At 44.2% G+C, this 12,504-nt stretch carries 8 protein-coding genes; 3 read left to right on the top strand and 5 right to left on the bottom strand.

The window, feature by feature from the left end:
* Positions 1–17 precede the first annotated feature (17 nt).
* On the bottom strand, positions 18–1,739 hold the full coding sequence (locus HRU80_04425; protein QOJ28160.1) for a hypothetical protein: 1,722 nt from the start codon (positions 1,737–1,739) through the stop codon (positions 18–20).
* 441 nt (positions 1,740–2,180) lie between these two features.
* On the bottom strand, positions 2,181–4,169 hold the full coding sequence (locus tag HRU80_04420; GenBank protein ID QOJ28159.1) for an agmatine deiminase family protein: 1,989 nt from the start codon (positions 4,167–4,169) through the stop codon (positions 2,181–2,183).
* 207 nt (positions 4,170–4,376) lie between these two features.
* Here HRU80_04420 and HRU80_04415 point away from each other — a divergent pair, with 207 nt between their 5' ends.
* Genes HRU80_04415 through HRU80_04405 form a run of 3 tightly spaced genes read left to right on the top strand, consistent with a single transcriptional unit; the run spans position 4,377 to position 7,441 of the window.
* On the top strand, positions 4,377–4,997 hold the full coding sequence (locus HRU80_04415; GenBank protein QOJ28158.1) for a hypothetical protein: 621 nt from the start codon (positions 4,377–4,379) through the stop codon (positions 4,995–4,997).
* 21 nt (positions 4,998–5,018) lie between these two features.
* The gene (locus tag HRU80_04410; protein QOJ28157.1) at positions 5,019–5,636 is read left to right on the top strand and encodes a trimeric intracellular cation channel family protein; all 618 of its coding nucleotides are present in this window, start codon (positions 5,019–5,021) and stop codon (positions 5,634–5,636) included.
* A gap of 14 nt (positions 5,637–5,650) precedes the next feature.
* Positions 5,651–7,441, top strand: a complete 1,791-nt coding sequence (locus HRU80_04405) for an alpha-amylase (protein QOJ28156.1) — start codon at positions 5,651–5,653, stop codon at positions 7,439–7,441.
* A gap of 121 nt (positions 7,442–7,562) precedes the next feature.
* On the opposite strand, the gene HRU80_04400 is transcribed toward HRU80_04405, so the two are convergent.
* The 3 genes from HRU80_04400 to HRU80_04390 all read right to left on the bottom strand — a co-directional run bounded on the left by HRU80_04400 (position 7,563) and on the right by HRU80_04390 (position 12,339).
* Positions 7,563–9,350 carry an ABC transporter ATP-binding protein gene (locus HRU80_04400; GenBank protein QOJ28155.1) on the bottom strand — a complete coding sequence of 596 codons (1,788 nt, stop codon included), beginning with the start codon at positions 9,348–9,350 and terminating at the stop codon, positions 7,563–7,565.
* 220 nt (positions 9,351–9,570) lie between these two features.
* Positions 9,571–10,581, bottom strand: coding sequence for a hydroxyacid dehydrogenase (locus HRU80_04395; GenBank protein ID QOJ28154.1), 1,011 nt, complete (start codon positions 10,579–10,581; stop codon positions 9,571–9,573).
* A 3-nt stretch (positions 10,582–10,584) separates the two neighbouring features.
* Positions 10,585–12,339 (bottom strand): ABC transporter ATP-binding protein, encoded by a 1,755-nt coding sequence (locus HRU80_04390; GenBank protein ID QOJ28153.1) that lies wholly within the window; start codon positions 12,337–12,339, stop codon positions 10,585–10,587.
* Between the last annotated feature and the right edge of the window lie 165 nt (positions 12,340–12,504).

The raw sequence follows: 12,504 nt of genomic DNA, 5'->3' as shown, positions 1-12,504 counted from the left end.
TTAGGATAATTTTCTCACTATTTCATCAACAGCATCTTACCCGTATCTCTCATGATTTTACCGGTTTCGCTGCCTTTGGTTTCAAGCATGTAAAAATAAGCGCCGCTGGCAAGGTCACTCATGGTTCCTTTTTCTTTCGGGTTAAATAAATACCGGTACTCTCCCGGCTGCTGCTCCTCGTTCACCCGCAGGTCATAGAGCTCCCCTTTAAGCGTGTATATATACAGTTTTACATAACTCCGCTCCGCAAGGCGATAGACTATGGTTGTGGTCGGGTTAAATGGATTCGGATAATTCCCAGCCAGGCCGCTCTGTCCAGGAGTTATTCGCTCAGTTTGTTCTTCAATTGATGTCATTACAAGCGTTAAGGTATTGCTCAATGCAGACTCATTGCCAATACTGTCCCTTGCGCTTATTCTGTAATAGTACACTCGCCCTGAGTCCGGTAGCGGGAGGGTAAAGGTTGTATCCTGAGTCTGCCCTACTAGTAAACTATCAGCCATGCTAAAACCAGCCGAGGTAGTATCTGCATAAATCCGGTAATCAGTCAAATCCCGTTCCTGATTTTTCCTCCAGAAAAGCATAACCGATGTTCTTGTTCTGTTAAAGGAAACCATTACTGGTGGCAGAGGCGGCCGGTCTTCATATTCATACACCATACCGTAGGGTCCGCCGTAGGGGCCTATGTCACTGCGTGTGCCGTCAAGGTCAAGTATTGCGGGGTCACCGGCATCAATCAAGGGGGAATACTTTTGCAAACGAAAATCCCCCTCCTGCTCACTGTTAAACATGGGGAAAACATCAATGTTGGTGTTGTCGGGGAGCATATTCCTATAAGTGTTAATAGGTCTATAGAAATTATTGTATTTTACCACATAATCAGTCGGATAGCCGTCTGGATGAGCGCCCGTCACCCCGGTATGTGAATTTATAACAATGTTATTTTTAATAACGCCATGCAAATGAAGCCCGATACCACCCCACTCAAAATAACCACTAACCAAGTTGTTAAGAAAAGTAACACCCAGACCTTTAATACCTGTGCCTACAGTGTTGTTTTCGCTGATACAAATATTATTAGCCACTAAGTGAGGAGCATTGTTTTGAAGATATATAATGCTCTCTTTTGAGTAAAATAGATTATTCAGGATTGTTGCATGAGTGCTAAAGGTAGCTAAATATTTCTCTTGAAATGAAATATTGTTTTTTAGGAAAATAGATGACTCTGGTGACAAGCCCAAAGTACCAATAAATGCGCCGCCCTTTAAATAACAGTTCTCAACAATTAGGTGACCATTAGACATAGCAATACACCCGGATTTAGCATAAAGTTTACAATTGATAATTATGAGTGTATCACTCAGTGGGATAATTGGATAAACAGCATGTGTCCCGAGGTCTGTAGTTTGATTGATTATTGAAATACCATCCATTAGGCCACCTCTTTCAAACCTAAGAACGGTCGGATTCGATGATCGTGCTATGATTGTACTGTCAGCACCCTCACCAATAAAATATAGTTTTTTCGTGATTCTCAGTTCTTCGCTATATATACCATTCTTTATAAATATTGTATCACCCGGATTAGAGATATCAATACATTTCTTAATTGAATCACTTGCGGTTTCAGGTGATGTGTAAGGCGGCGTACTGCTGCCTGTCTTGCTTACATAACGAACCTCTGCCTGCATCAGGTTGGATGCAAGCAGAAGTACAAAAAATAAAATTATCTGTATCATTCTCTTTTTCCTTTTTTCACAGATAATCTACTTTACAAATAATGCTTTACGCACAGTTCTGAATGAACCGGAGACCAGTTAATAATAATGAAACGAGAAACAATGGGACCCATAGAAGTTCCGCTTTGAATTTATTGATGGGTCAAAAATAGAACAAAACGGAATTAATGTCAAGGATTTTCGGAATGTTGGATTTTTAAGCAATTCAATAATCGGCTCCTTAAGCCGTTTTTATTATAACAACACGCATAAATAAAAAACCCCGGCTGTTACCGGGGCTTTAAATATTTCTCAGCATTCATTTGAACTACGCACCCCTGAGCAATTCATACTTCAGATTTCATACCTGTGGATTGAGACAGATTGTTATCTGTTTGTACGAATTTGAGAGGAAGAATTCATACTTCATTCCGCCTGCGGCGGATCATAATTCATTTATAATTATTTCAACAGAATCATCTTTCTGTTTTGAATGAAGCTATTAACTTTAATTTCATAAAAGTACACTCCGCTTGCAAGACCAGTTCCGTCAAATGATGCCTGCCAGGTTCCGGACTGCATATATTCATTTATCAGTGTCCTTAGTTCCCTTCCGGTGACATCATAGACTTTTAATGATACATTTCCGGCTTCAGGAATCTGAAATTGTATCACCGTTGAAGGATTAAAAGGATTCGGGTAATTCTGCTCAAGGGAAAATTGCATCTCGCCAGTCAGTAGCACTTCCGCTACTGTTGAATAAGAGTGTGCACCGCTAAAATCTGTCTGTTTCAGGCGGTAATACGATTTGCCGGTGAGCGGAGTGTTATCAGAGAAGGTGTATTCCCTCCGTTCACTGCTGTTTCCGGACCCTGAGATATATCCGATTACCTGCCAGATGCCGGAGTCAGCCCTGCGCTCTATCTCAAACCCTTTGTTGTTCAATTCTGTTGCGGTAACCCAGGAAAGCAGGACAGAGCCCTCTGATTCCCTGGCAGTGAAGCTCACGAGTTCAACCGGCAGCAACGGATCTACAGCATGCTTCAGCACTCCTTCAGGTGCAACAAGCGGTTTTTTTACCGAACGGCCCGAAACAGTAGCCGCTTCTGCATAATAATAAACAGTATCAGTGCCGGGGGATACACTGAAAGTGGTATAAAACGTATCCTGAACCATTCCGCTGAATGAAGCCGGAATATAGGGCCCCGCCTGCGAACTGCTGTAATACAATGCAGCGTTTGAAATACCTGTTCTGGTCTTAAGCACTGCTTTTGCCTCGAATCCGGTGCCGCTTGTCTGCGCCAGCGGATAGAGTTTAATATATACGGGCTCATCAACCCCTATTTCCTTGGTTATGCAGTGAATTGCTCCTGACTGCCCGATAATGGAGTTACAATTAATACCCACAACACGGTACCCCGGCATTGCTTCACGGTAGATACGCAGCGCAGTTGTGTCATATTTCAGTTCGTAGGTGGGAACGATGACTGTTTTGTTGACAATGACAGAATTCGTATAGGTCCGGTACTGCCCTCCGCTGCTGGGGTATCTTCCACTGCCATCCGGCGGCATGGGAATTCTCACAACTTTAAAGTCCCTCCCGAAGGCGGTTTTAAAGTTACTGAGAACATACTGCAGGTTTGCTTCAATCTGCGGACCGTCTGATACTCCGGCCGGATACTGCCCCACCATTAATGTTTCGTCATCAAGCAGCTTCATGTGCATATCAATATGATGAATACCATCGTATGGTAGCACCGTCATCTTTATATACCGGTCAATTCCCATAAAGCGCTTTACAATGGTGTCAATCTGCGCTTCAGTCTTATTCGGATTCTCAGTTACAATCAGCCGTGAGGAAAATCCGGTTCCGTGACCGTCGGTCATGAAGTTGCCTCCGGTAGCAACAAAGTCATAAGGTGATACCGTTGTCTGATACAGCGGAATGTTATATCTGGAAGCAAAGGTTTCAGGAACTCTGTCATCCAGCGGACGGGGGCGGTTATATATCCAGTCAACAAGATAGAGACTGTCTGCATCATTTGTGTAAACAGCCCAGGGGCCGTAGTCACGCACCCAGATGGAGTTAAATGAAGCAATAAGAAACTCAACATTGGTCAGAGGCACACCTCCGCTGGTGAGACTGCTTTTTACTGAGTTTGAGTCCGAACAGACGATATATACTTTCCCCTCATCCTGAGCATAGTCAACTATCTGGCGCAGGATTGTGGTCTGGGAGGTCCAGGTGATGATAATACCCTGCAGTTCTTCCCACTCAGCCATGGTCCGCACCGGCACTGCAGGGGGCTGGGTGAATCCGAACAGGGAGACCGGAGCAGTGTAACTCCGCATCATTTCACGCTCGGCTTGGGTCAGCCCTTTCGGAAGTTCCTGCGGGAAAACGGAGGTTACAAAAATCGAAAAGAGTAATGCTGCCTGTAGAAATCTCATATTTCAATAATTTTACTTATTCTCTGAAAATCAAAAATACGGTAAATGAGGGAAAGTTAAAACCGTAACCGCAAATGGGTCAAAAACAAGTGTTCTGTTCCGGTGGAGGAGTGCAGGTTCAACATTTTTACACCCTCCTTTCCCCTCTCAAAAAAGGGCTCTTTTCGCTATCTTTGTCCCGTACTTTTAAAATTTTCGCGCAAGGTTATGAAATCTTTTGTTTTATTTTTGCTCTTTTTCCTGATCGCTGCTCCAGTTAAGGAGGCCCAGACGAAGAAGGAAACAACCGCTATTAACAAACTGATGAAAAGCTATTACGATGTCCACATAAGGGAGTCATGGCCTGATTTGGTGGAGTTCCTCTATCCAAAAGTTTTTGAAGTTTACACAAAGGAGTCGCTCAAAGCAGAGCTTTCGAAACCACGACCTGAAAATGAAATGAGTGTAACCCGGCACGATTCACTCTGGACGGAAACCATAGGCAAACCCTTTAAGCACAATAAGGTCACCTATTTTCTGGTAACGTTTAAAACTGCCCTTAGTATTAACTCATTGAGAAAGACGCCGGATGGAAAGTGTGATCAGGGTATGCTCACCATGATTTTCGGGGCTTATCAGAAGCAATACGGTGAACAAAATATTGTTATGGTAAAAAATGAGTGCAAACTTAAAGCGCTGAATACAAATGAAGTTATTGTTGTAAATGACCCAAAAGTTAAAAAACTGACACTCATTGAAAAAAAACCTGAAACTGCCTCGCTGTTAAAAAAGGTTTTGCCGGCAGAAGTATATAATCATTATTTTCCCGCTGATACCGGAACGAAATAACAATACAGGAAATATTTATTTATGAATCTGCCGCTGCTCTACTATCTTGACCTTTTCGGAGTGGCGGTATTTGCCATCAGCGGCGCGCTTACTGCATCGGAAAAGAAATTGGATCTGTATGGCGTGGTGGTAATTTCAGTGGTTACAGCAATAGGCGGGGGCACGCTTCGCGATCTTCTTCTTGACCGTCACCCGATTTTTTGGTTTGAGGACCCTGTGCTTCTCATCGTGATTATTACAGCAGCCATCGGAACCATTATATATACAAGATTTCACCACCCTCCCAGACGCGCCCTGCTGATAGCGGATGCGTTCGGATTAGGTTTGTTTGCCATAAGCGGGGCCCAGATTGCAGAAGCACAAAATCTTTCCCCGCTGATAGTTGTTATCATGGCAGCAATAACCGGAACAGCAGGAGGATTGACGCGGGATATCCTTTGCAATGAAATTCCCATGATGCTCAAAAAGGATATATACGCGACCGCCGCTCTCTCCGGAGCTGCTGTATATCTGATCCTGAAAGCAGCAGGGGTTGACGGAGTGCTTGCCGGAGTTATTGGTTCGGCGTTTGTCTTTGCAGTCCGTCTTGCCGCCATTACTTTCCGGCTTCATCAGCCGGAGTCACAACTCCCCTCGTAACAGGTATATAAATCATGAAAATTCTTTTCCTCTCACTCATATTTTTTCAGGCAGGTCTCATGTCACAACAAAATGATTTTGTGCCCGGATGGGCTAAGAAAGCAGTCTGGTATCAGATATTCCCCGAACGTTTCAGAAACGGCGACACCTCCAATGACCCGAAAGTCGAAAATATCCGCGGTTCTTACCCGCACGATGCTGAGTCCCCATGGCAGATACATCCCTGGGGCTCTGACTGGTACCAGCTTCAGCCCTATGAAAAACTGAACGGAAATAATATCTGGTTCAATATACAAAGAAGAAGATACGGCGGCGATCTGCAGGGGATTCTTGACAAGCTCCCTTACCTGAAAGAACTTGGCATTACGGCTCTCTATCTCAATCCTGTTTTTGAAGCTCCTTCGCATCACAAATATGACGGCGCAACCTATCATCATGTTGACCCGAACTTCGGACCTGACCCTGAAGGAGACCGGAAATTGATTGAGAACGAGGACTGGAATGATCCGAAAACCTGGGTGTGGACAAAAGCAGATTTGCTTATGCTTCAACTCATAAAAGAAGTGCACAAAAACGGTATGAAAATAATTTTTGACGGTGTGTTTAATCACATGGGCATCAATAGTCTTGCCTTCCGGGATGTGGTAAAGAATCAGAAAAATTCAAAATACGCGGACTGGTTTAAAATTCTTTCGTGGGATGACCCTGAAGCCGGCACAAAATTTTCTTACAGCGGCTGGTGGGGTGTGAAAGAACTGCCGGAGCTGAATCAGGATGAAAACTGCATTACCGCTTCGCCGAAGTCATATATATTTAACATCACCCGCAGATGGATGGACCCTGATGGTGACGGCAGCACAGCAGACGGCATTGACGGCTGGCGCCTTGATGTGGCTTTCTGTGTGAAACATCAGTTCTGGAAAGACTGGCGGGTTCATGTGAAAAGCATTAATCCGGAAGCATATTTAACCGCTGAAGTGATTGATACGATTCCGGAAGTGCAGCCCTATCTGACCGGAGATGAGTTTGATGCTGTGATGAATTATAACTTTGCATTTACTTCGGCTGAATTTTTTATTCAGAAGAAGAATAAACTCACCGCATCACAGTTTGATAAAACACTGAAAGGACTCAGAAGTGCTTTCCCTGAATGCGTGAGTTATGTTCAGCAGAATCTTTTTGGCAGTCATGACGCGAACCGTATAGGCTCTCACATTGTAAATGCGGATCTCGGATCATACCGTAACTGGGGAGAGTATTTCGGGCTTTCAAAGGGGGAAAACAAAAACTACAATCCGCGTAAACCTAACGAAGAGGAATATGCAATACAGAAACTTTTTGCGCTCTTCCAGATGACCTACGTTGGTGCCCCGATGCTATACTACGGTGATGAAGCAGGTATGTGGGGAGCCAATGACCCTGACTGCCGCAAACCGATGGTGTGGGATGATATACCGTATGATGATGAAAGGTTTATGCCTGATCAGACACTTCGTTCACCTGATAAAGTAACGGTTAACAAAGATTTACTTGAGCATTATAAGAAACTGATAGCAATCAGAAATACCCATCCTGAACTGCAGACCGGCTCGATTGAAACACTCGTAACAGATGATGTGCAGGATGTGTATGGTTTCAGAAGAACTCAGAATAACAATGTAACGGATGTATATCTGAATAACAGCAACAAACCTGCTGTTCTGACACTTAAAGGAACATATAGGAATCTACTTTCCGGCCAGGAATTCACCGGCGAAATAACTTTACATCCAAAACAGGGAGTGATTCTTAAAAAAATGAAATGACAGTTTTGGTGTAGTTACACTGTAGGGACAACTCGTGAGTTGTCCTACCCCAAAACATGATCTGTACCGGTTCGCGTAGAGACACGCCGCGGCGTGTCTCTACAAAACCTAAGTCACAAAATTATGCTGTAATTTCCTGCTCTTTATACTGCAATTGATACAGCTTATAATATATACCACGCTTTGCAAGAAGTTCCTGATGCGTGCCCATCTCGCGGATTTCCCCCTTGTGCATCACGATGATCTTATCAGCATTCTGAATGGTTGAAAGCCGGTGCGCAATTACAATAGCCGTCCTTCCCTCAAGCAGTTTTTCAATCGCGTGGCGGATAATCAGCTCCGTTTCCGTATCAACACTTGAGGTAGCTTCATCCAGAATAAGAATACGCGGATCAAATGCCAGAGCCCGGGCGAAGGATATTAGCTGCTTCTGCCCCACGCTCAATGTTGCACCACGCTCTTTAACCGGTTCCTGATACTGCAGCGGCAGTTCAGAAATAAACTGATGCGCTCCCACAAGCTCCGCCGCCCGTTTCACCTGCTCCTCATTAATATCCGGATTATTCATACTGATATTTGAGGCAACAGTACCTGAAAACAGGTAAACATCCTGAAGCACCGTTGAAATGTTTCTTCTCAGCTCACGCTTTGAAACCGTCCTGATATCAATGCCGTCAACCCTTATTTCCCCCTTATTAATATCATAAAACCGGGTGAGGATATTAATGATACTGGTCTTCCCCGCTCCGGTCGCGCCGACAATCGCCACAGTCTGCCCGGGTTCTATGGTGAATGATATATCCTTAAGGACATGTTCATCTCCGTTGTAAGCGAACCAGACATTCTTAAACTCAATCTTCCCTTTTGTCTCAGGAAAGTGAACCGGATTGGGCTGCTCCTTAATAATGGTATCATCATCCAGCAGTTTGAAAATCCTCTCAGAGGATGCCATTGCCGTCTGAAGAATATTGTATTTTTCAGATAAGTCTCTGATCGGCCGGAAGAACATTTCAGTATATTGAATAAACGCAAAAAGAACGCCAAGCGTAATGGTATTCTGAACCACCTGACCGCCGCCATACCAGATTATCAGACCGATGGCTATAGAGCTGAGCAATTCCACCGCCGGAAAGAAGATAGCATAATAGAATATGGATTCGATATTTGCTTTCCTGTGATCAGCATTGATTTTGGAAAAATTATTAAACTCCTTTTCCTGACGGTTAAATAACTGAACAATTGAAATCCCGGTTATATGCTCCTGCATATAGGAGTTCAGCCGCGCAAGATGCAGGCGCACATCGCGGTAATTTTCCCTTACTTTTCTTCTGAACAGGAAAGTACCATATATAAGAAACGGCAGCACAGAAAGCGTAACAAAAGACAACTGCCAGTCAAGAAAGAACATGAACCCAAGTATCCAGGCGATAATGAAAAGGTCGCTGAACACCATAACAATACCCGATGAAAACATTTCATTCAGGGATTCAACATCATTCGTGACACGGGTTACTATTCTGCCGATGGGGGTTTTATCGAAATACTTTGCCGCAAGCCGCTGTGTGTGCCTGAAAAGACTTTTTCGCAGATCCAGAATCGTCTTCTGCCCGAGCAGCTGCGTATAGTACGTAAGAAAATACTGGATAAACGCCTGCATGACCAGTGATGCAACCAGCGCGAGAGTAACCCACATCAGCCCCTGATAATTCGCGGACGCTATATAATCATCCACCGCGAGTTTAGTCAGATAGGGGCGCAGGGGTCCAAGAGCCGCAACCACTAAGTTCAGCAGAATTGCCGCGAACACATATTTCTTATAGGGCTTTATATATCCCAGAAGCCGCCGCATCAGCCGTGCGTCGTATGCTTTTCCTAATATTTCATCATCCTGTCTGGGATCTGTGCTCATATCTTTATATATTCTTATTCTTCATTAACTCTTCATGATGGACAGGTCACGACCTGTCCCTACAAATACTCTTCGTTTGTAGGGACAACTCGCGAGTTGTCCTATCGTCAAATTTATTTTCCTGTGGTTGTCCTTCACAGGTTACTCGTTAGGACAGGTCACGACCTGTCCCTACAAATCATTTCTGCGTTACTTCGCGTCTTTACGCGATATAAAAACGCTACACAATTTTATAATACTGTGTTCCGCCGAAAAATCCTCTGATATTATTGGCGGTTGTATCTAAAATTCTCTCTATCGCTTCAACTGAATCAAATGCCATGTGTGGAGTGATAATAACATTCTCTCTTCTGAGCAGGATGTTACGCCTCATTGCCGCTTCAAGATGTTCAACTGATACATTCTTTGAAAGCATTTGGTTTTCCTCAAGCGCCAGTTCTTCGCCTTCAAACACATCCAGTCCTGCTCCGCCGAAGATACCGGTATCAATTGCATGATACAACGCACTGGGTTCAATCAGACCGGAACGGGCAGTGTTTATGAATAATGCTCCCTTTTTGACCTGGCCGATATTGCTCATATTAATCATATAGCGGGTTGATTCATTATACGGACAGTGGAGCGATATAATATCCGATGTTGACAGAAGTGTTTCAAGCGATACATATTCAACTTCCAGCACTTCCTGAATCATGTGGTTTTTCTTCATGTCATGGGCGATTACTTTCATCCCGAAACCGCGCGCTATTTTCATTACATGAACGCCAATATTGCCTGCTCCAACCACGCCGAGCACTTTGTCTTTCAGGTCAAAGCCGCGCAGTCCCTCAAGCGAAAAATTCCCCTGGGTTGTGCGTATATATGCCTTGTGCAGATTGCGTGAAAGAGCCAGTATCAGAGCAAAGGTATGCTCCGCTACGGTATTCTCTCCGTAATAGGGAACATTGCAGACGGAGATTTTCCGTTTCTGTGCCGCTTTCAGATTGATATGGTTAAATCCGGTGCTCCGGGTGGTAATCAGTTTGAGGTTATTGGCTTTTTTGAGGATATCCTCGGTTACCTTTGAATAGATAAATACTGAAACCACATCAAGCCCTTTGAGCAGGTCTGCATTCTGTGAGCCCAGCGGTTCGGTATAAAAGAAGAGCTCCTCATTTTTACCGAAATATTTTTTTATGTACTTCTTTTCAGAAGCGGTGATTTCAAAGAATCCGATTTTCAGTTTTGCCATGGCTTATTCCTCATTATATTCTTCTATTTCTTTTTCTAACAATTGCTTGTAATAGATATCTGCATAAATTCCATTCATAGTCATAAGTTCATCGTGCGTGCCCTGTTCGGCTATTTTTCCGGCAGCAAGAACAAATATCATATCTGCATCCTTTACCGTTGATACGCGGTGGCTGATGATAATACTTGTTCTTCCCTTCATAAAAGTTTTCAGACGGGTTAAAATTTCTTCCTCGGTGTTTGTGTCAACCGCTGAGAATGAATCATCCAGAACAAGTATTGAGGGGTCGGTAATCAGCGCACGTGTTAATGCCGCCCGCTGCTTTTGCCCGCCGGAAAGTGTAATACCCCGTTCTCCCACCATAGTATTATATCTGCCGGGGAAGTCTTCCGCGTCTTTATCAAACCGTGATATATGCGCTGCCGCCATCATTTTCTCTTCGCTCACTTCATCACGGCCGTAAGTCAGATTATTCCTGATTGAATCAGAAAACAAGAACGTCTCCTGAGGAACAATGCCCATATTCTTTCTCAGCACCGCCAGCGGAATCTGAGTCACCGGTCTGCCGTCAATCAGTACCTCTCCTGATGTGGTATCATACATCCGTGATATAAGGTGAATCATGGTCGTCTTGCCTGATCCTGTACCCCCCATGATTGCAATAGTCTGCCCCTGCTTAATTTTTATATTTATATTGCTCAGCACCTCCGGCAGATATTCCGCATATCTGAATGAAACATTGCGGAATTCAATCTCTCCCTTAATATCAGTAATGCTGCTGTCTGTTTTATCAGAGTCATCAATTTCGTAAGGCTCTGCGAATATTTTATTCAGGCGTTTCATGCTTGCCTCGGCCTGCTGAATGATGTTGATAACCCATCCCACAGCAATCATCGGCCAGATAAGAATACCAAGATATATCACCAGCGCGGTAATATCCCCCAGCATGAGCTGTTTATCAATCACCATGGTACCGCCTGCCCAGATGACTATTATAATAGATACACCTGTTATCAAAAAAAGCACCGGCTGAAAGAGCGCCTGAACCCGTACCAGACTCATATTCTTTTCGAGATACTCCTGACTGAGCCGGTCAAATTCCTTGATTTCATTTTCTTCACGGACGTAGGATTTAATCACCCGAATCCCTGAGAAATTCTCCTGTGCCCGTGTGGTGAGTTCAGAAAATTTTTCCTGTATCAGGGTGAACCGGCGGTGAATCTTCTTACCCACCAGATACACAACCACCGAAAGCAGCGGCAGGGGGATGAGTGCGTAAAGGGTAATTGCGGCGCTTATCTTGAACATGAGGATAACGGTAATCACCAGCCGGACAAAGGTATCTATTGAATACATCACCGCGGGACCGATGAACATCCGCACTGCATTAATATCGCTGGTGGCATGCGCCATCAGATTACCGGTGGAGTTATTCTGGAAGTAGCGGAGAGGCAGTTTCTGGATGTGGGCCCAGAAATCCCCCCGCAGGTCATATTCAATTTCACGCGAAACCACTATAATAGTCTGCCTGATCAGAAACCGGAAAATTCCTGCCCCTAGGGAAAACAGGACAATCATCCAGGCATAGCGGGAGAGATTATCATAAGCGGGGGCATTTTGCAGCTCATTTATTGCATCCTTTATCATCATGGGGATGTAAACCGTACCCATATTTGAGATCAGGATGAAAATCAGCCCCAGAGCCAGTTTGGTCCGGTACCGGAGGAAGTATTTTTTCAGAGTTGCAAGATTTTGCATTAAGCCCTTAAGAAGCAGAATTTATATGTTTCAACATCTAAATTTACAGAAATGTTCACTCAGACTGGGGTGAATTTTTGATGGACGGGAGAAATAATCAGTAACCAAAAAGCAGTAATTAGTACTGTTTTAGAAAATTCTTTGCAGCTTAGCGCCTCTGCGCGA

Source organism: Ignavibacteriales bacterium (assembly GCA_015709675.1).
Classification (GTDB): Bacteria; Bacteroidota; Ignavibacteria; order Ignavibacteriales; family Ignavibacteriaceae; genus H2-BAC3.
Note: the sequence above shows the minus strand (reverse complement) of the source record. Positions and strands in the feature narration are given on the sequence as shown.